The following is an 18,786-nucleotide window of genomic DNA, read 5'->3' as shown; positions in this document are numbered from 1 at the left end:
ACCTCATGGGCGGTGACGAGCTCGTTGCGATCTACGACGCACACGCACGCGCCGTCGGCGCGACGACCAGGGCCGACATGCGCAGTCGCGGGCTGTGGCACGCCGCCGCCGTCGTACTGGTCCTTTCAGGCGACGGCGGGTCCGTCTACGTCCACCGGCGGACCGCGACCAAGGACGTCTACCCGTCGGCACTCGACTGCTGGGCCGGCGGTGTCGTCGCCGCGGGGGAATCGCCGGACGAGTGCGCGGCACGCGAGCTCGCCGAGGAGCTCGGCATCCGCGGCGTGACGCCGCGCCCCCTGTTCGTGTGGCCGTTCACCGCCGGCTCCGTACGCTGCCACAACTTCACGTACGAGGTGCACTGGGACGGCCCCGTGGTGCACCAGCCCGAGGAGGTGGCCGACGGCTGGTGGACGCCGCTGCCGCTGCTGCGGCGGCGGCTCGCCGACGACGACGGCACGTTCGTGCCCGACGGCCGCCTCGGCGCCCTCGAATGGTTCCGCCGCTACGCCTGACGGGCCGCTCAGGCGTACTTGCCGACGGCGAGCGGCGCGAGGCGGTGCACGGCCTCCGTCGCACTGCCCTGGTCGGCCGCCCGCACCTCGACCGTCGACAGCGTGTCCTCGGCCGCGATGACGACGGTGCAGGTCGCCACCTGGCACCACGCGTTCGTCTCGACACCCTCGGGTGCGCCGCTGACAGGGAGCTCTTCGCCGCCGCACGCGACCTGCCCCGCAAGCACGTCGGCGGCGGATCGGTCCTCGTAGCGCGTCACGAGATGGTGCAGCGTCGAACCCGTCGGGTAGCGCCACGCACGCTCCTGAACCTCCGCGGCACCGGACTGCTGGGCGATCGTCGCGAGACACGTCGGCGCGGCGGGATCCGCACCCGCGGTCGACGGCGCGATCGGCACGACGCCTTCCTCCGCGACGTCCTCGGCGGTGAGTAGAACGCCCTGCCCTGCGGGTTGCGCGGGCCCGGTACCCGCAGGCCCGTCCCGCCGCTGCGACGGCGCACTTCGGGAGCCGCCGTCGGACGGCGGCGCCGCCGCGGCGTCGTCGGAGCGCTCACCCGTGGCCTGCCGGTCGTCGTAGTACGTGTCCAGGTCGTTCTCGCGGTCGGCGCAACCGGCCACGACCGTCAGCAGCGTGATCGCCACGGGCAGACCGGCCATGGTGGTCGTTCGTGCGCGTCGCACCTGTGTCTCGTCCTCTCCGACTCGCTCACTGGGCGCTCGCGACAGTAGTCACTCCCACACGAGCTGCGACCGGCGGGCCCAGTATTCGTGCGGGTTCTCGCGCAGCTCGGCGAGGTTCTCCAGGTCATCGCCTGTCAGCTGCAGATCGGCGGCCGCCAGGTTCGTGTCGAGCTGCGCCACGCCGGCCGGGCCGACCAGCACGACGTCGGCCCATTCCTCCGCGTACGCAGCTGCGAGCGCCACCGCGTCCGGGGTGGTTCCGTGGGCCCGCGCGATGCCGGCGACGACCTCCGGCGGGTCGACGGCCAGCACGCCGTTGGCCAGCGTCTCCTTCAGCTGCACCAGCACGCCCGCCCGGTACGCCTCGGCGAGCGCCAGCCCGGCCGACGATTCGAGCACGTTCCACGTCGACTGCACGGCCGTGAACAGCCGCCTGCCGTCCACGGTCAGCTCCAGTGCCCGTCGGATCGTGTCGGCCTGAGCGGGACCGGAGGTCGAGAACCCGACCCGCACGCCCGCGTCGACGAGTTCGGCGAGTGCCGCCTGCAGTCCCTGATCGGCGAACAGCGCACTGTCGGGCGTCAGCGAATGCACCTGGTACAGCGCGGGCGCGGCGGGCAGCGTGTCGCGCGTCTCGGCCCACTGTTGCCGGAACCGCGCGAGTGAGTGTTCCTTGACCTCGTGCACGTCGGCGTCGGTCCGCCAGTCGCCGACGTAGGCGTATCCCCACTTACTGGACACCGTGACGTCGGCGTACCCCCTGGCGGCCAGCCACGCGGCGAGGAACTCCTCGGCCCTGCCGTACGAGCGCGCGACGTCCACGCGGCGAACTCCGGCCTCGTATGCGCGGTCGAGCAGGGCGAACGTCGCGTCGCGCATCGCCTCGACGGTGCGTTCCGCGGGCAGTTCGGAGCTGCGGCCGAGGTTGATGTACGCGGGCCGTCCCAGCGAAGCGAGACCTACCGCCGTCCGTGCGATGTTGTTCATGATGGGCACGGTAGCTGGCCGGGCTCAGGGTGGCCGCTTAATGCCCCGCCGTATAGGCCGTTATACAGTTGGCTCGGTTGCGCGCCGTCGCATCAGCTCGAGGAACTGGTCGGCCGACAGCACCTCGCGATGCAACTTCTCGAGCCGCGCCGCAGGCGCGCGGACATACCCCTTGCCGAACACCGGTGCTATCTGCCGCAGGCTGGCGCCCGCCTCACGGGCAGCCAACAACGTCCAGTCGGAGGCGTTCGCACACGCCGTCGATGCCTGCCGCAACTCCCCGAGCAGCGCGATCAATTCCTCGGCCTCCAACTCCCCCACTGCGACCGCCTCCGCCGTCTCCTCGAGCCACGCGAGTACCGCCGCCGCCGTGACGGGCGCGGCGGTACGCCGCTCCCCTGCGTCAGCCAACGCGTCCGACTGTTCGCTGGAAGAAACGTCATCACTCATGGGCCGCATTGTATAGGACGTTATACGCCGTCATGGCGTGCGACACGCGAGTGGCCCGCCCCGAACTCGCCGGGGCGGGCCACTCGATCGCCCGTGCCAGCGCCGTGGACATCACAGCGCTGTAGTCGGCTCGGCGCCGTGACTGTCACCGCACCGAGGTCGTCACAGGTACTGGCCGGTGTTGGTCGCCGTGTCGATCACCCTGCCGGAGTCCTGATTCTTGCCGGTGACGAGCGTGCGGATGTAGACGATCCGCTCGCCCTTCTTGCCGGAGATCCGGGCCCAGTCGTCCGGGTTGGTCGTGTTCGGCAGGTCCTCGTTCTCCGCGAACTCGTCCACGATCGCGTCCAGCAGGTGCTGCACCCGGAGACCCGACTGGTCGGTCTCCAGCACCGACTTGATCGCGGCCTTCTTCGCGCGGTCCACGATGTTCTGGATCATGGCACCCGAGTTGAAGTCGCGGAAGTAGAGCACCTCCTTGTCCCCGTTGGCGTAGGTCACCTCCAGGAACCTGTTCTCGTCGGACTCCTCGTACATCCGCTCGACGGTGTGCTGGATCATCGCATCCAAGGTGGCCTGCGAGTCTCCCGCGAACTCGAGAAGATCGTCGGAGTGGATGGGCAGGTCCGCCGTCAGGTACTTCGAGAAGATGTCCTTCGCACCCTCGGCGTCCGGCCGCTCGATCTTGATCTTCACGTCGAGCCTGCCCGGACGCAGGATCGCCGGGTCGATCATGTCCTCGCGGTTGGAGGCGCCGATGACGATGACGTTCTCGAGCCCTTCGACACCGTCGATCTCCGCCAGCAGCTGCGGCACGATCGTCGTCTCGACGTCCGACGACACCCCGCTGCCACGGGTGCGGAAGATCGACTCCATCTCGTCGAAGAACACGATGACGGGCGTGCCCTCGGACGCCTTCTCCCGAGCGCGCTGGAAGATCATCCGGATGTGCCGCTCGGTCTCGCCGACGAACTTGTTCAGCAGCTCGGGGCCCTTGACGTTGAGGAAGTACGACTTCGCGTCGGCGGCGTCGCCGGACACCTTCTTGGCCAGCGAGTTCGCCACCGCCTTGGCGATCAGCGTCTTACCGCATCCGGGCGGGCCGTACAGCAGGACACCCTTCGGTGGCTGCAGCTGGTACTGCCGGAACAGATCGGCGTGCAGGAACGGGAGCTCGACGGCGTCCCGGATCTGCTCGATCTGCCCGAAGAGGCCGCCGATGTCCTCGTACGCGACGTCCGGCACCTCCTCCAGCACCAGGTCCTCGACTTCGGCCTTGGGAACCCGCTCGTAGGCGTACCCGGCTTTGGAGTCGACCAGGACCGAGTCCCCGGACTTCAACTCCTCCGCCGCGAGCGGATCCGAGAGCCACACGACACGTTCCTCGTCGGCGTGCCCGACGATCAGGCCGCGGGCGCTGCCGCCCTCGGCCTCCGGGGAAAGCACCTCACGCAACGTGCACACCTCACCGGTGCGCTCGAAACCTCCGCTCTCGACGACCGTCAGTGCCTCGTTCAACCGCAGGGTCTGCCCGCGTTGCAACGATTCGGCCTCGACGTTCGGCGACACGGCGACGCGCATCTTCCTGCCGGACGTGAACACGTCCACCGTGCTGTCCTCGTAGGCCTCGACGAAGACGCCGTACCCGCTCGGCGGCTGCGCGAGCCGGTCGACCTCCTCGCGGAGCGTCAGCAGCTGGCTCCGGGCCTCACGCAACGTCTCGACGAGCTTCTCGTTCCGCTCGGTGAGCTGATCGACGCGCTCGGTCGCCTCGGCGAGTCGTTGTTCGAGGACGCGATTCTGCCGCGGCGAGTCGGTCAGCTTCCGGCGCAGCAGGGCGACTTCCTCCTCCAGCTGCCGGATCTGGCTGGCCTCGTCGCCGGCCGGGGTTTCCGCGGGAGACCCCGCGCTGGTCGCTCCGTTCGGTTCTGAAGAGTCGGCCTCCTCGTGCCGACCACCGGGAAGGTCGTGTTGCATTTCGGCACCTCCTCGGAATGCATTTGCTTCCACGGTACCGGCGATCACCGACAAGAAAAGCCTTCGGCACGTTACGGAATCGGTGCGTCGCGCGGGCACGACCGACTACCCACAGCTCCGCGCAGGGATGCAGAACTCCGCCGCACTGCGCATTTTCCACCGAACGGCCGCGGTCGCCCGCGCGCGTCGCGATCCCGCGGTACCCGCCGATGTGGACCGGACAACTCGACCACCCGCCACCGGCACGCACGCCCTGATCGACATGCGCCGCGACGTGGGCGGCCCGCGTCGCCGCAGCTCACCGCACGCACGAACCCGCCACAGCGCCCCCGGACCGGCGCCGCGGGCATCCCGTAGCACCCCGCCGCACCGCCCCGCCCGGCCCGCGACACCACGGGTCACAACCCCCACGGCCCGCACCGGTCGCCTCCCCCGACCGGCCACGGCGGGACGCGCGCAACCGCCGCGGAACACGACGGTCATGTCCGACCTGCTCGGTGCCGCCGACGTCACCGCCGACGCCGACGTGACCGACGGTGGTACACGGGTGGATGAGTGGCCGGAACGCACGCGGATACGATCTGGTTCCACCGAGGGGACCACAGTTCGCGCCGATGGTAAGGGGACCCGCATGACCTATCCGCCACAGCAGCCCGGTCAGCCGGATCCGTACGGCCAGCAGCCGGGCCCCTACGGCCAGCAGCCCGATCCGTACGGGCAGCAACCCGGTCCCTACGGGCAGCCCGGACCGCAGCACTACGGGCAACAGCCGCCCCAGCCCGGTCCCTACGGCCAACAGGACCCCTACGGCCAACAGCAGTTCGGCCAGCAACCGTACGGGGGCCAGCAGTTCGGCCAGCAGCCCTACGGCGCCCACCCCGGCGGTCCAGGCGGCCCCGGTGGTGAACCGCCCAAGAAGAAGACCGGCCTCATCGCCGGGATCTCGGCAGGAGCCGTCGTCCTCCTCGCGGGCGTGTTCGCGTTCACCGCATGGGTCGCCCCCGGTTTCCTCCTCGACGACGAGGAACAGTCGGCCGACGGCAACAACAACGCCTCGCCGGCGACGAGTCAGTCGGGTGAGCCGACGTCGTCCGGCTCGGAGACCTCTCCGGAGACCGAGACCAGCGAGAGCGCGCAGTCCGGTGAGCGCGCTCCCGGCGCCAAGACCACCCCCGAGGCGACCGCGCAGGTCATCGTGGCCGGATTCAACGCCGGTGACCGGCAGGCCGTTTCCGAGACGATCTGCCTGAGCAAGCCGCAGGACGTACCGCCGATCCCCGACGGCGTGCAGATCGAGATCGCCGGTTCCGCGCAGGTCAGTGGCGACGCGGCGAAGGTTCCCGCCAAGAACGCCACGCAGAACCGCGACTACTTCATCGTGCTCAAGAACGAGGGCGGCGCCTGGTGCTACCTCGGCGACCAGGTCACGTCCTGACGCGACGTCCGAGCGAGCGTCGGAGCGGTACCGGCGGTCCGGTGCAGACACCACCACCGGCACGCCCGGCGCCGGGCCGGTGCCTCCCCGGCGCCGGCCCGCTCAGCCCCGGCTGGGCCTGCGCTGCTGCCGGGGCGGGGTGACCCCGTCGGCCAGCCGACGGGTCGTCAGCAGGAACGCGGTGTGCGCGACCATCCGGTGTTCCGGCCGCACCGCGAGGCCGACGACGTGCCACGGCCGCAGCACGGTCTCCCACGCCTGCGGTTCGGTCCAGCACTGCTGTTCGCGCAGCGCCTCGGTGACGGCCGACAGCTGCGTCGTCGTGGCCACGTACACCACCAGCACGCCGCCGGGGATGAGATTCCGGTGCACCGTCGGCAGCACGTCCCAGGGCGACAGCATGTCGAGGATCACCCGGTCGACCTCGCCCTCGTGCTCGGCGAGATCACCGCGGTGCAGCTCCCAGTTCTCGGGCCGGTGCCCGAAGAATCGCTCGACGTTGCGCTCGGCGTGCTCGGCGTGATCGTCCCTGACCTCGTAGGACGTCACGCTGCCGTCGGCCCCGACGGCCCGCAGGAGTGAACAGGTCAACGCTCCGGAGCCCGCACCGGCCTCCAGAACCCGCGCCCCAGGGAAGACGTCGCCCCACATCACGATCTGGGCGGCGTCCTTCGGGTAGATGACCTGGGCGCCGCGCGGCATCGACAGGACGTAGTCCGACAGCAGCGGCCGTACCGCGAGATAACTCGTGCCGCCGGCGGACGTGATGACGGACGCCTCGGGCTTACCGATGATGTCGTCGTGAGCGAGCGCGCCGCGATGGGTGTGGTACTGCTCGCCCGCCGCGAGCACGATCGTGTAGTGCCGTCCCTTCGGGTCGGTCAATTGCACACGATCCCCGACACGGAACGGTCCTGCGCTCACGAAACTCCCAATCTCACACCCGCTGCGGCACGCCTTCGGCGGCGCTCGATCGTCCCAGACCGGCCCGGTGAGCGGCTCAGCGGGTACGGCGGCCCGCCGACAGCGCCGCGCGCAGATCGTCGCGGTGCAACACGCCCGCGGGCCTGCCCTCGTCGTCGACCACGAGGAACTGCCAGGCGGCGACCTCCGCGACCCGTTCGATCACGGCGTCGCCCGCTTCGGACTCGAGCAGCACCGTCTCCGCGCGGATCGGCTCGGCCGCAAGTTCGGCGGGCGCGCGGGGCGATTCGGCCGCGAGTTGTTCGGCCGCGGTCTCGTCGAGCAGCCCCGCCGCGACCCCGTCGGCCCGCACGAGCACCACTCCCCTGCCCGCCGACGCCGACAGCGCCGACTCCACCGGGCTCTCGGCCGGCAGCTGCAACACCGGACGGGTCAACTCGCCCAACGCGAGCCCGACCGGCCAGCTGCGGCGCTGTTCGGCGGCCATCTCACCGGTCGCTCCGGTGACGACGAACCACGCCGTCACCGCGCAGACCCCGAGCCGCAGCCAGCGGTCGTCACTGCCCTCCGCCAGGCCCCACAGCGCCCACACCAACAACGCCAGCGCGACCAGGCCGCCGCCGAACACGGCCACACGCGTGCCCGACGCCCGGTTTCCCGTCAGCGACCACACGCCGGCCCGCAGCATGCGCCCCCCGTCGAGGGGCAGGCCGGGAAGCAGGTTGAACACACCGACCGCGAGGTTGGCCACCGCGCACTGGGCGACGAGCAGCCACACCGCGCCGCCCGGAGGAACGGCCACCAGCAAGAGCCCGCAGAACACCGCGAGCAGCACCGACACGAGCGGCCCCGCCGCCGCGACCAGGCCCTCCTGCTTCGGCTTCTCCGGACTGCGCGCCACCTCGGACAGCCCGCCGAGCAGGAACAGCCGCAGCCTGCGCACCGGGATCCCCAGCCGGAGCGCGACGAGCACGTGGCCGAGCTCGTGGGCCAGCACGGACAACCCCAGCAGCACCGCGAACGCGCCGGCCAGCGCCCACGACACGCCGGGACCCGCTCCCGGCAGCAACCTGCCCACCAGCGGGCTGTACAGCACGACGATGAGCAGCGACCCGACCCACCAGGACGGGGAGAGCAGCACGGGCACACCGTCGACCCGGAACAGCAGCAACCCGCCGTCGGTGACGGTCCCGCGCCGGGACCGGCTCGTCGTGTTCACCAGGCGAGGGTAGAACGCACCGTGTACGAGCCCCGTTACCGCCGCGCCCTGCCGGCGCCGTTCCCACACCCGCGCCGCGCCGGTGGCCGTGATCCGTTCCTGTCGGGAGCGCTCGTTAGGGTTCCGGGCATGACCGAGGGCACGCATGACTGACACGACGGCCTCCGCCGAGCCCACCGCAACCGTGACCACCGGAACCGAGCCCGCCGGAACGTCGTCGCCCGGCGCCGCGGCGGCGACGGACGGTGACCCGGCTCCGCGCCGGCGCCCCGCGCTCTCGCCGTCCCGCGCGGGCGATTTCAAGCAGTGTCCGCTGCTCTACCGGTTCCGGGCGATCGACCGGATTCCCGAGCCGCCCACGAAGGCACAGGTCCGCGGCACGCTGGTGCACTCGGTGCTGGAGCGGTTGTTCGCACTCCCCCGCGGCGACCGCAGCCAGGAGCGGGCCCACGCGCTGCTCGCCCCGACGTGGGAGGAGCTCTCGCGGGAGAGCCCCGAATGGGCGGAGCTGTTCGCCGAGGACGAAACGGGCCCGGACGGCCATGCGGCCGGGTGGCTCGACGGTGCGGGCAAGCTGCTCGACGCGTACTTCGACCTCGAAGACCCCGACCGCCTCGAACCGGAGGCGTGCGAGCTGCACGTCGAGACCCAGCTCGGGTCCGGCGTACGACTGCGCGGCTACGTCGACCGGCTGGACGTCGCACCGACCGGGGAGATCCGGGTCGTCGACTACAAGACGGGCGCCGCACCCCGCGCGATCGGCGAGGCCAAGGCGCTGTTCCAGATGAAGTTCTACGCGGTGGTGCTGTGGCGCACCCGGGGTGTCGTGCCCCGGCAGCTCAAACTCATGTACCTGCGCGACGGCCAGGACCTGGCCTACACCCCCGACGAGGACGAACTGGCACGGTTCGAGCGCACCCTCGAGGCGATCTGGTCGGCGATCCGCACCGCGGGCAGGACCGGCGACTTCCGCCCCAGCCCGAGCAAACTGTGTGACTGGTGCGCCCACCAGTCACTGTGCCCTGCGTTCGGCGGCACGCCACCGGAGTACCCCGGCTGGCCCGAACCCGACGACGGGGAGGAGACCGCGGCCGACCGCGCGGATTGACCTCGCCGAGAGCCGTGACAGGATCGACCGGCACGCCGGGCGCGATCAGCGCCGCACGCGAGTGCTGATCGACTACTCTGTTCCCGGCAATCGAGATCCAGGAGCGGCGCACAGTGCAGATCACCTCGGTGGTCAATCAGAAGGGCGGGGTCGGCAAGACCGCGCTGAGTGTCGGCGCCGCCGCCGCACTCGCGGAGCGGGGCCGCCGCGTTCTTCTCATCGACCTGGACCCGCAAGGGCACGCCACCACGGAGATGCTCGGCCTGCCCGAGGTTCCAGCCGACCGGCCCAGCCTCGCCAAGGCACTCACCAAGACGTGGCGTGGCCCGGTCGAGGAGCTCGTCGTCCCGCATCCGCGCAGCAACGTCGGCCGGGGCGGAGCGTTCGACGTCATCCCCACCTCGCCCGGCATGTTCGACCTGGTCCGCAGGCTCGACCAGTTCCGGGTGCCGGGCTGGCAGCTGGCACGCGTCATCCAGTTCGCCAACTACGACCACGTCGTCATCGACTGTCCGCCCGCACTCGACGTACTCACCAACAACGCGCTCGTCGCCACCAGTGGACTGCTCATCCCGGTCCAGCCGGACCGCACCAGCATCCGTGCGCTGCGGCTCATGCAGGAGCAGATCCGCCACCTGGAAACCATGGTCGAACGTCCCCCGATCGACTACTACGGCCTCGTCCCGGGGCTGTACCGGCGTCCCATCTCCGGCTACGCCGTCACCGCGTTGCGGGAGCTGGAACAGTTCGGCATCCCGGTGCTGCCGCACGTGCCGCTCGGTGTGGTGATGAACGAAGCCGCCGCACGCGGCATGCCCGTCACGACGTTCGCCCCGGAGACCACACACGCCGCCGCCTTCCGCGAGGTCGCCCGCGCGCTGGACGAATCACCGGGCACCGCGCCGCAGGCGCCCGCCGCTCCGGAGCAGGACTTCGACTTCGAGGACTTCATCACCGACGTGGCCCACACCCGCAACGCCAACGACAACGGCGCTCGCAAGAAGCTCTACGACCTGCTGCCGAAACGCAGCAAGGACCACTAGGGCTGGCGCCCCCGCGGATCCTCACCCATACCTGCCACAAGACCCGGCCCGGCAGCGCAGCGCGCTGCCGGGCCGGGTCTTGTGGCCTGCCGACGTGCTACAGGCGGCAGGAGCGGATGTCCGAGGCGAGGATCGCCTTCGCGCCGACGGCGGCGAGCTCGTCCATCACGGCGTTGACCTTCTTGCGCGACACCATCGCCCGCACCGCCACCCATTCCGGATCGGCGAGCGGCGCCACGGTGGGCGATTCCAGGCCCGGCGTGATCGCCGTCGCCTGTTCCAGCAGCGACCTCGGGCAGTCGTAGTCGAGCATCATGTAGTGCTGGGCGAACACGACGCCCTGCAACCGCGCGGTGAGTTGCTCCACCGCGGCGGTCTCACCGTTGCCGCTGCCGGTGATGACGACGGCCTCGGAGACGCAGATCGGGTCACCGAAGGCCACGAGGTCGTGCTGCCGCAGCGTCCGGCCGGAACCCACGACGTCGGCGATCGCCTCGGCGACCCCGAGCTGGATCGAGATCTCGACGGCCCCGTCGAGGGGGATGACCTCGGCCTCGACACCCTGGCGGGCCAGGTCGTCCCGGACCAGCCGGGGGTACGACGTGGCGAGCCGTTTGCCCTGCAGGTCCGCGACGGTCCAGTCGCGGTCGGCCGGGCCCGCGTAGCGGAACGTCGAGCCGCCGAACCCGAGTGCGAGCTTCTCCTGCACGTCCGCGCCCGAATCGAGCGCGAGGTCGCGGCCGGTGATGCCCAGGTCGAGTTCGCCGGAGCCGACGTAGATCGGAATGTCCTTCGGCCGCAGGAAGAAGAACTCCACGTCGTTGACCGGGTCGAGCACCGTCAGGTCCCGCTGCTCATGTCGCTTGCGGTAGCCCGCTTCACCGAGCATCTCCGACGAGGGCCCGGCGAGCGCACCCTTGTTCGGCACCGCGACACGCAGCATCTGATGTCCTCTCTCGTTCACAGGTACCGGTAGACGTCGTCCATCGAGACGCCCCGGCCGATCATCAGCACCTGAACCCGGTACAGCAGCTGCGAGACCTCTTCGGCCAGCCGCTCGTCGGATTCGTGCTCGGCGGCGATCCACACCTCGCCCGCCTCTTCCAGCACCTTCTTGCCCTGCGCATGCACGCCGGCGTCCAGCGCAGTGACGGTGCCCGAATCCGCGGGACGGGTGCGGGCGCGCTCGGTCAGCTCGGCGTACAGCTCGTCGAAGGTCTTCACGCGGGGAATCCTGTCATCCGCGCCGCAGCGGCCTTCGAGCGGCCTGGCGCGTAATGCCGCAGGTCACCGGCTCCGGATCAGTCGGGACAGCGCACCGGTGTCGACCCCTACCAGCGAGGGGCGGAACGTCCGGCCGGGACTGCGCTCCACGGGCACGTCCGCCTCGACGACCAGCACGGCGCAGCCCGCCTCCTCAGCCGACGTCGCGCCCACCGGCGAATCCTCGACGGCCACGCACGCAACCGGGTCAACGCCGAGCAGCCGCGCGGCCCGCAGGTACGGCTCGGGGTGGGGCTTGTTCTTCCCGTCGACCTCGTCGCCGCACACGGTGGCGGCGAAGAACTCTCGCCCGATCGTGTTGAGCGCGAGTTCGGTCAGGCCGCGCTCGGTCGACGTCACCAGCGCACACGGCACGCCCGCGGCGCGCAGCGTCTCGAGCGCCTCCCGTGCGCCCGGCCGCCACGGCAGCGCGCCGGAGAACAGCTCCGCCGTGCGGCCGCGCATCCAGTCCGCGACCTCGTCGGCGGCCTCGTCGGTCACCGCAAGCCCCGCGAGCTCCAACAGCCGGCGGGACGTCGCGGCCATGTTCGACCCGACGAGCGCCGTTCGCTCCGCGGCGGTCAGCTCCCCGCCCAGGCGCTGCGCTCCCTCGGCCAGCACCACGTCCCAGAGCTTCTCGGAGTCGACCAGGGTGCCGTCCATGTCCCACAACACGGCGGCCGGACCACCCGCACCGGGGCCGGGGGACGGATCGATCACGGGCATCTCCTCGGGTCGGCGAACACACCGCGGGCCGCGGCGGCCCGTCCAGCCTACGGCGGCGGGGCGTACCGATGCCGGGACGTACGCTGGGCGGGTGAGCACGCCCTTCAACGACTTCACCGGTGGCGACACCGGCGGCGACGAGCCCCGGCAGCGCCGCGGCCCGGTCATGATCGCCTGTTTCGACGGCTTCAACGACGCCGGCGACGCCGCCAGCACCGCCCTCGAGCATCTCGCGCTGAACTGGGACGCGACACCGTTGGCCGAGCTCGAACCGGACGACTACTACGACTTCCAGGTCGCCAGGCCGACGGTGCGGATGGTGGACGGGGTGACCCGCAGGGTCGAGTGGCCGACGACGCGGCTGTCGGTGTGCCGTCCCGCGGGCGCCGATCAGGACGTCGTGCTGGTCCAGGGCCCCGAGCCGAACATGCGGTGGCGGGCGTTCTGCGCCGAGTTGCTCGAGCACGTCGAGCAACTCGGGGTGCAGACCGTGATCACGATCGGCGCACTGGTTGGTGACACTGCTCACACCCGGCCGATCCCGGTGACCGGCACCGCCTACGACGCGGACGCCGCGAAACGGTTCGGGCTCGAACGCGAGCGGTACCAGGGCCCGACCGGGATCGTCGGCGTGTTCCAGGATCTGTGCGTGCAGGAGGGCGTGCCCGCGGTGTCGCTGTGGGCGGTCGTGCCGCACTACGTGTCGCACCCGCCGTCCCCGAAGGCCACGATCGCGCTGCTGAACAAGCTCGAGGACATCCTCGACGTGGGCATCCCGCTGGGTGCGCTGCCGGAACAGGCCGAGGACTGGCAGAAGACCGTCAGCGAGATGGCCGACGAGGACGAGGAGATCTCCGAGTACGTGCGCTCACTCGAAGAGCGGGGCGACGCGGAGGTCGACCTCGAAGGAGCGAGCGGCGACATGATCGCCGCCGAGTTCGAACGCTATCTGCGGCGGCGCAGGAACGACGGACCGGGCACCGCAGGCCGGTGACCGCCGCGGGCGATGCACCCGCGGCGCGAGCAGGGCTGCAGCTGGGCGCGCTGCTCGGCCCGTTCGGAGGCGGGGTCGTCGCGGCCATCCTGCCCGAGATCGGGTCGAGCTTCGGGGTGCCCGCGCAGACGGCGGCCTCGTCACTGACCGTGTACCTGCTGCCGTTCGCGGCGCTGATGCTGGTGTCGGGCACCCTCGGGCAGCGGTGGGGACCTGCCCGCACCATCCGGCTCGCCTACGTCGCGTACGCGGTGGTCACGCTCGTGGCGGCCGTGGCGCCGTGGTTCTGGCTGTTCCAGCTCAGCCGCGGACTGCAGGGATGTGCCAACGCGTTCACGACCCCGTTGCTGATGGCGCGGCTCGCGGCAATGACCCCACCGGACCGGCTCGGCAGAGCACTCGGGGTGTTCGGGGCGATGCAGGCCGTGGGCCAGACCTCCGCGCCACTGGTCGGGGGACTCGCGGCCGAGGCGTCGTGGCGGTGGGCGTTCGCCGGCATCGCGCTGGTCGGCGCCGTGCTGGCCGCCTGGCCGCTGCCCGCCGACGACGAGGCCGGCCGGGACACCGCCGGCGGCCTCCGCGACCCGTGGCGCGCGTCCGTGCTGCTTCCGGGGCTGGCCGCGTTGGCGGCGTGGGGATGCTTGGGAGGGCTGTCGTTCCTCGTGGCGCTGCGCATGGAGGACGCGTTCGGCTTCGGCGCCGGGCTGCGTGGCCTGTTGCTCACGGGTTTCGGCGCCGCCGGCTTCCTCGCCGCCCGGTTCGCCGGCACCGCCGCGGACCGTTTCGGCGGCCGCCTGACGGCACTCACCGGGCTGCTCACCGGCGCCGCGCTGGTACTGGTCATCGGCGCAACCGGCGTGGCACCCGTCGCCGTGGCCGCGTGGGCGGCGGCGGGCGTGTGCGGCCAGCTGGTACTCGTCGCCGTGAACACGACTGTGCTCTCGGACGAACGGCCAGGGCGCAGCGGCGCGATCTCGGTGGTGCAGGCGATGCGGTTCCTCGGGATGGCGGCGGCGCCGGCGGTGTTCACGGCGCCGTACCACGCCGACGCACTGCTGGGCTTCGCACTGCCCGCGGCGGTGCTGCTCGCCGCCGCCCCGCTCACCGTGAGCCTGGCCAGGGCCCGCGGCTGAGCCCGAGACGGGCCGGCCCGCCGGCGGTCAGCAGGTCAGTCGGACGTCAGCACCTGGCGGTACGCCACCGGCCCGCGGGCACGCGAGCGCCACTCGCGTGGATAGCCCAGCGACACCTCCTCGAAGCGCACCCCGTCGGCATACGTGGTGCGAGGGATGTGCAGGTGCCCGTACACGGCAAGCCGGGCACGGAACCGGAGGTGCCAGTCCTCGGTCCGCGTCGTCCCGCACCACATGGCGAACTCCGGATAGCGGAGCGGGGCGGTGGGATGCCGGTGCAACGGCCAGTGCGACAGCAGCACCGTCTCGTGGTCGGCGGGAATCTCGGCCAGGCGCTTCTCGCTCAGCGTCAGCCGGTCCTCGCACCACTCCGCACGGCCCGCGTACGGCTCGTGGCCCATCAGGTATTCGTCGGTGCAGACCACGCCGGCCTCCCTGGCCTGCCGCAGCGCCTCGTCCAGCGGGGTGCCCTGCGCCGACGGCGTCCGCCAACTGTAGTCGTACAGCACGAACAACGGCGCGATCGTCAGCGGGCGATCGGCGTACGGCCACACGGGGAACTCGTCCTCGGGGGTGAGCACCCCGATCTCCCGGCAGCGGCGGACCAGCTCGTCGTAGCGTGCCCTGCCGGACACCTGGTCGGGGTCCTTCGCCGTGGTCCACAGCTCGTGGTTGCCCGGAACCCACACGACCGTGGCGAACCGCTCGCGCAGCTGCTCCAGGGTGTCGACGACCGTGCCCAGCCGCTCACCGACGTCACCGGCCACCAGCAACCAGTCCTCCGGCGTGTCCGGCCGGATCACGTCGGCGTGCGCCTCGTTGCCGGTGTGGGTGACGTGCAGGTCGCTCGTGGCGTAGAGAGTTGGCACGCGGCCCACGGTATCGCCCCTGCTACAGAGCGACACCGAGCAGCGCGTCGGCCGCCGCACGGATCGCCGCCGGAGCGTCCTCGTCCCCACCGGAGCCGTGCTGCCCGCCGCGCAGCGCCTCGTCCGCCCACGCGTCCAGCGCCGCGAGTGCCCGCGGGGTGTCGAGGTCGTCGGCCAGGTGTTCGCGGACCCGGGCGATCGTGTCGCCGGCGGCGGGCCCCGCGGGCAGCCGCGCGGCCTCCCGCCACCGGGCGAGTCGCTGCTGGGCCGTCGCGAGCACCTCGTCGGTCCACGCCCGGTCGTCGCGGTAGTGGCCGGCGAACAGTCCCAGGCGGATGGCCGCCGGTTCGACGTCCGCGGCCCGCAGCCGCGACACGAACACCAGGTTGCCCTTCGACTTGGACATCTTCTCGCCGTCGAGACCGATCATCCCGGCGTGCACGTAGTGCCGCGCGAACGGATGGTCGCCCGCGAGTGCCTCGGCGTGGGCGGCGCTGTACTCGTGATGCGGGAACGCCAGGTCCGAACCGCCACCCTGCACGTCGAAACCGACCCCGAGCTGGTCGAGGGCGATCACGCTGCACTCGATGTGCCAGCCGGGCCTGCCGGGGCCGAGGTCGGACTCCCAGTACGGCTCCCTCGGCCGCTGCGCCCGCCACAGCAGCGCGTCGAGCGGGTCCCGTTTGCCGGGCCGCTGCGGGTCGCCGCCCCGCTCGGCGAAGAACCGGTCCATCGTCTCGGCGTCGTAACCCGACTCGTAGCCGAACCGGCCGGTGTACGAGCGGTCGAAGTAGACGTCCGGGTACTCGGGATCGTCGACCCGGTAGGCCGCGCCGGAGGCGAGCAGCTTCCCGATGACCTCCACGATGCGCGGAATGGTCTCGACGGCGCCGATGAAGTCATGGGGCGGCACCACCCGGAGCGCCTCCATGTCCTCGCGGAACAGCGCCGTCTCCCGCATCGCGAGCACGACCCAGTCGTCCTGGTCCCGCTCGGCACGTTCGAGCAGCGGATCGTCGATGTCGGTGACGTTCTGGACGTAGTGCACCTCGTGCCCGGCATCGAGCCACAGCCGGTGCACCAGATCGAACGCGAGATACGTCGCGGCGTGCCCCAGGTGGGTGGCGTCGTACGGCGTGATGCCGCAGACGTACATCCGTGCTGTGCGGCCGGGTGAGACGGGGCGGATCTCACCGGATGCCGTGTCGTACAGCCGCAGCGGGCGGGACTCTCCGGGGACACGGGGCACGGCGACCGAGGACCAAGTCTGCATGCCTCAACCCTATGTGCGCCCGGACGTGTCGTTCCCGTCCGGTGGGAAGGACGCCGACCACAGTGTCGCCAGTCCGGCGAGCAGGTCGTCGGGTGTGGGCACGCCGTCCGGGTCGACCAGCGACTGCACGGCGAGGCCGTCGCAGACAGCCACGACGAAGCTCGCGACGGCCCGGCACCGGGGATCGTCACCGCGAGTCCCGTCGTCGAGCGACTCGGCCACCAGGCGTGCCACCCGCACCCGGCAGGTGCGGTACAGCTCGGCCAGCTGCCGCCGCAGATCCGGTGCACGTTCAGCCTGGGCGAGCGCCTCGATGTACGACACGAGCAGCCTGCGCCTGCCCGCCAGTCCCGTCAGCCACGCGGCCCAGGTCACGTGGCCGCGCTCGATCGGCGAGGCCGTCGGGTCCGCCATGGCGAGTTCGGCGAGCTGATCGGTCCACTCCTCGAACACGGTCGCGATCGCCGCGTTCAGCAGACCGGCCTTGGAGCCGAAGTGGTAGCCGATGGACGCCAGGTTCGTGCCGGAGGCCGCGACGAGGTCCCGCGCGGTGATGTGCGCGTAGCCCTTGTCCTCGAGCAGCGTCCGCGCGGCGGCGAGCAGGTCGTCCCGGTGGCTCACGCCGAGCAGCGTACTGCGCGCCGCCCGCCGCGGATCGGAATCCGCCGGGCGTGGCCCGCAGACTCCGCGGTCGCCGGTGGACAGCAGATCTATACGGGCGTATAAATCCCCTCAAGGAGCAAGCGACGACGCGGACCACCCGTGCCGTATCCGGCGCCGGTGCGACCACCCTCCGCGCAAAGGAGCGCGCCCATGACGACGACCGAGTCCTCGCCCGCCGGGCAGCGCACGGCTGTGCGCACCGACGACGTCTCCGCGACGACCCCGCCACCGGGCCCGCGCCTGCACGAGGCGATCCAGACCCTGCTGTACGGCTCGTACCGGCATCGGTGGCTGCCCCGGGTACGCCGCCGCCACGGCGACGTGTTCCGGCTGCGGATCTTCCCCGAGCGGGACGTCGTGCAGCTGGCGAACGTCGAGCACATCCGTGCCGTGTTCGGCGGTCCGGCCGAGGTGTTCCACGCCGGCGAGGGGAACGTCATCCTCAAGCCAGCCATGGGCCGCCACTCGGTCCTGCTCACCGACGAGGACGTGCACCTGCGGGCCCGCAAACTGCTCATGCCCGCGTTCAACGGCGCTTCCCTGCGCGGTTACCGCGACCTCGTCACCGAACTCGCCGAGGCCGAGGTCGACGGCTGGCGAGCGGGCCCGCTGCGCTCGCACGAGCGGATGCAGGCCGTCACGCTCGAGATCATCCTGCGCGTCGTGTTCGGGGTCGCCGAAGGACCGCGCCTCGACCGGCTGCGCGCACTGCTCCGGCGCATCGTCGACATCGGCCCGATCGACATCCTCGGCTGGCATCAACCGAAACTGCAGCGCTTCGGGGTGTGGAAACGCGACGCCGAGGTACGCAGGGCGGCCGACGAACTGATCTACGCCGAGATCGCCGACCGCAGGAACGCCGGAGACCTCACCGAGCGCCAGGACGTGCTGTCGCGACTGCTGGCCGTCGGCGACGGCGCGGACACCGACGGGCTCACCGACGCCGAACTGCGCGATCAGCTCGTCACCCTGCTGCTCGCCGGACACGAAACCACGGCGACCGCCCTGGCGTGGTCACTGCACGAACTCGCCCGCGACCCGGGCAGACTCGCCGACGCGGTCCGCGCCGCCGACGCCCACGACGAGAAGTACCTGGAAGCGGTCGTGAAGGAAGCGATGCGGCTGCACCCGGTCATCTCGGAGGTCGCCCGTGTCGTCACGCGCGACATCGAGATCGGCGGCTACCGGATTCCCGCGGGCCACACCGTCATGCCGTCGATCACGATGGTGCAGCACGACCCGGAGCACCACGACGATCCCCACGCGTTCCGGCCGGAACGGTTCACCGATTCCGGGCCCGCCACCGGCACGTGGTTCCCGTTCGGCGGCGGGGTGCGCCGCTGCCTGGGTGCGGGCTTCTCGCTGCTCGAAGCCGCCGTCGTGCTCGGCGAGGTGCTGCGACGCCACCACGTCGCCCCCGACCGGGCCCGCCCCGAACGCGCCAAGGCCCGCAACATCACGATGGTTCCGAGCCGCGGCGCACGCCTCGTCGTCACCCCACGCTGACCCAGACCCGCATGTCCT

Annotated in this window: 19 protein-coding genes; 7 read left to right on the top strand and 12 right to left on the bottom strand. The window is 71.4% G+C overall.

Annotated features, from left to right (window positions below; genetic code table 11):
• Nucleotides 1-5: 5 nt before the first annotated feature.
• On the top strand, nucleotides 6-515 hold the full coding sequence (locus tag LY12_RS07330; protein WP_253854226.1) for an NUDIX domain-containing protein: 510 nt from the start codon (nucleotides 6-8) through the stop codon (nucleotides 513-515).
• 8 nt (nucleotides 516-523) lie between these two features.
• Here the strand turns inward: LY12_RS07330 and LY12_RS07325 are convergent, their stop codons facing one another.
• The 4 genes from LY12_RS07325 to arc form a co-directional block, all read right to left on the bottom strand.
• Entirely contained in the window at nucleotides 524-1,198 is a 675-nt protein-coding gene (locus tag LY12_RS07325) for a hypothetical protein (RefSeq protein ID WP_253854224.1), read from the bottom strand.
• Between the two features lie 48 nt (nucleotides 1,199-1,246).
• Nucleotides 1,247-2,185: an aldo/keto reductase gene (locus LY12_RS07320; protein WP_253854222.1), complete on the bottom strand. Its 939-nt coding sequence runs from the start codon at nucleotides 2,183-2,185 to the stop codon at nucleotides 1,247-1,249.
• A gap of 60 nt (nucleotides 2,186-2,245) precedes the next feature.
• On the bottom strand, nucleotides 2,246-2,635 hold the full coding sequence (locus tag LY12_RS07315) for a hypothetical protein (protein ID WP_253854220.1): 390 nt from the start codon (nucleotides 2,633-2,635) through the stop codon (nucleotides 2,246-2,248).
• Between the two features lie 162 nt (nucleotides 2,636-2,797).
• A complete protein-coding gene (gene arc / locus LY12_RS07310) occupies nucleotides 2,798-4,612 on the bottom strand; it encodes a proteasome ATPase (protein WP_253854218.1) in 1,815 nt (604 codons plus the stop codon).
• A gap of 631 nt (nucleotides 4,613-5,243) precedes the next feature.
• Between arc and LY12_RS07305 the strand changes: the two genes are divergently transcribed.
• Complete coding sequence (locus LY12_RS07305) at nucleotides 5,244-6,047, top strand: hypothetical protein (RefSeq protein ID WP_253854216.1); 804 nt, start codon at nucleotides 5,244-5,246, stop codon at nucleotides 6,045-6,047.
• Between the two features lie 102 nt (nucleotides 6,048-6,149).
• Here the strand turns inward: LY12_RS07305 and LY12_RS07300 are convergent, their stop codons facing one another.
• The gene (locus LY12_RS07300; RefSeq protein ID WP_253854214.1) at nucleotides 6,150-6,971 is read right to left on the bottom strand and encodes a tRNA (adenine-N1)-methyltransferase; all 822 of its coding nucleotides are present in this window, start codon (nucleotides 6,969-6,971) and stop codon (nucleotides 6,150-6,152) included.
• 76 nt (nucleotides 6,972-7,047) lie between these two features.
• The gene (locus LY12_RS07295; protein WP_253854212.1) at nucleotides 7,048-8,190 is read right to left on the bottom strand and encodes a site-2 protease family protein; all 1,143 of its coding nucleotides are present in this window, start codon (nucleotides 8,188-8,190) and stop codon (nucleotides 7,048-7,050) included.
• 145 nt (nucleotides 8,191-8,335) lie between these two features.
• Here LY12_RS07295 and LY12_RS07290 point away from each other — a divergent pair, with 145 nt between their 5' ends.
• Together LY12_RS07290 and LY12_RS07285 are read left to right on the top strand one after the other, a co-directional pair.
• Complete coding sequence (locus tag LY12_RS07290; protein ID WP_253854210.1) at nucleotides 8,336-9,298, top strand: RecB family exonuclease; 963 nt, start codon at nucleotides 8,336-8,338, stop codon at nucleotides 9,296-9,298.
• A gap of 113 nt (nucleotides 9,299-9,411) precedes the next feature.
• Complete coding sequence (locus tag LY12_RS07285) at nucleotides 9,412-10,341, top strand: ParA family protein (protein ID WP_253854208.1); 930 nt, start codon at nucleotides 9,412-9,414, stop codon at nucleotides 10,339-10,341.
• A gap of 97 nt (nucleotides 10,342-10,438) precedes the next feature.
• Here LY12_RS07285 and hisG read toward each other — a convergent pair whose 3' ends face one another.
• The 3 genes from hisG to LY12_RS07270 form a co-directional block, all read right to left on the bottom strand.
• Nucleotides 10,439-11,284 carry an ATP phosphoribosyltransferase gene (hisG, locus tag LY12_RS07280; RefSeq protein WP_253854206.1) on the bottom strand — a complete coding sequence of 282 codons (846 nt, stop codon included), beginning with the start codon at nucleotides 11,282-11,284 and terminating at the stop codon, nucleotides 10,439-10,441.
• 17 nt (nucleotides 11,285-11,301) lie between these two features.
• A complete protein-coding gene (locus LY12_RS07275; RefSeq protein WP_253854204.1) occupies nucleotides 11,302-11,565 on the bottom strand; it encodes a phosphoribosyl-ATP diphosphatase in 264 nt (87 codons plus the stop codon).
• Between the two features lie 63 nt (nucleotides 11,566-11,628).
• Nucleotides 11,629-12,324, bottom strand: coding sequence for an HAD family hydrolase (locus LY12_RS07270; protein WP_308292079.1), 696 nt, complete (start codon nucleotides 12,322-12,324; stop codon nucleotides 11,629-11,631).
• Between the two features lie 172 nt (nucleotides 12,325-12,496).
• On the opposite strand from LY12_RS07270, the gene LY12_RS07265 reads away from it, so the two are divergent.
• Together LY12_RS07265 and LY12_RS07260 are read left to right on the top strand one after the other, a co-directional pair.
• Complete coding sequence (locus tag LY12_RS07265; protein ID WP_253854979.1) at nucleotides 12,497-13,324, top strand: PAC2 family protein; 828 nt, start codon at nucleotides 12,497-12,499, stop codon at nucleotides 13,322-13,324.
• Nucleotides 13,321-14,457, top strand: a complete 1,137-nt coding sequence (locus LY12_RS07260; RefSeq protein WP_253854202.1) for an MFS transporter — start codon at nucleotides 13,321-13,323, stop codon at nucleotides 14,455-14,457. Before LY12_RS07265 ends, LY12_RS07260 begins: the two co-directional genes overlap by 4 nt.
• A 35-nt stretch (nucleotides 14,458-14,492) precedes the next feature.
• Here LY12_RS07260 and LY12_RS07255 read toward each other — a convergent pair whose 3' ends face one another.
• From LY12_RS07255 to LY12_RS07245, 3 genes are read right to left on the bottom strand one after another with little or no spacing between them, the layout of a single operon-like run.
• A complete protein-coding gene (locus LY12_RS07255; protein ID WP_253854200.1) occupies nucleotides 14,493-15,326 on the bottom strand; it encodes a metallophosphoesterase family protein in 834 nt (277 codons plus the stop codon).
• A gap of 22 nt (nucleotides 15,327-15,348) precedes the next feature.
• Entirely contained in the window at nucleotides 15,349-16,599 is a 1,251-nt protein-coding gene (mshC, locus tag LY12_RS07250) for a cysteine--1-D-myo-inosityl 2-amino-2-deoxy-alpha-D-glucopyranoside ligase (protein WP_253854198.1), read from the bottom strand.
• A 9-nt stretch (nucleotides 16,600-16,608) separates the two neighbouring features.
• The gene (locus LY12_RS07245; protein WP_253854196.1) at nucleotides 16,609-17,220 is read right to left on the bottom strand and encodes a TetR/AcrR family transcriptional regulator; all 612 of its coding nucleotides are present in this window, start codon (nucleotides 17,218-17,220) and stop codon (nucleotides 16,609-16,611) included.
• A 192-nt stretch (nucleotides 17,221-17,412) separates the two neighbouring features.
• Here LY12_RS07245 and LY12_RS07240 point away from each other — a divergent pair, with 192 nt between their 5' ends.
• Entirely contained in the window at nucleotides 17,413-18,768 is a 1,356-nt protein-coding gene (locus LY12_RS07240) for a cytochrome P450 (RefSeq protein ID WP_253854194.1), read from the top strand.
• Nucleotides 18,769-18,786 lie beyond the last annotated feature (18 nt).

The organism is Prauserella alba (assembly GCF_024171735.1).
GTDB classification, from domain to species: domain Bacteria; phylum Actinomycetota; class Actinomycetes; order Mycobacteriales; family Pseudonocardiaceae; genus Prauserella; species Prauserella alba.
Note: the sequence above shows the minus strand (reverse complement) of the source record. Positions and strands in the feature narration are given on the sequence as shown.

Bases quoted from the DNA above. Each gene is read 5' to 3' on its own strand.
- hisG (WP_253854206.1), bottom strand. From the start codon at position 11,284: ATGCTGCGTGTCGCGGTGCCGAACAAGGGTGCGCTCGCCGGGCCCTCG.
- LY12_RS07265 (WP_253854979.1), top strand. From the start codon at position 12,497: ATGATCGCCTGTTTCGACGGCTTCAACGACGCCGGCGACGCCGCCAGC.
- LY12_RS07320 (WP_253854222.1), bottom strand. From the start codon at position 2,185: ATGAACAACATCGCACGGACGGCGGTAGGTCTCGCTTCGCTGGGACGG.
- LY12_RS07330 (WP_253854226.1), top strand. From the start codon at position 6: ATGGGCGGTGACGAGCTCGTTGCGATCTACGACGCACACGCACGCGCC.
- mshC (WP_253854198.1), bottom strand. From the start codon at position 16,599: ATGCAGACTTGGTCCTCGGTCGCCGTGCCCCGTGTCCCCGGAGAGTCC.
- LY12_RS07305 (WP_253854216.1), top strand. From the start codon at position 5,244: ATGACCTATCCGCCACAGCAGCCCGGTCAGCCGGATCCGTACGGCCAG.
- LY12_RS07240 (WP_253854194.1), top strand. From the start codon at position 17,413: ATGACGACGACCGAGTCCTCGCCCGCCGGGCAGCGCACGGCTGTGCGC.
- arc (WP_253854218.1), bottom strand. From the start codon at position 4,612: ATGCAACACGACCTTCCCGGTGGTCGGCACGAGGAGGCCGACTCTTCA.
- LY12_RS07315 (WP_253854220.1), bottom strand. From the start codon at position 2,635: ATGAGTGATGACGTTTCTTCCAGCGAACAGTCGGACGCGTTGGCTGAC.
- LY12_RS07290 (WP_253854210.1), top strand. From the start codon at position 8,336: ATGACTGACACGACGGCCTCCGCCGAGCCCACCGCAACCGTGACCACC.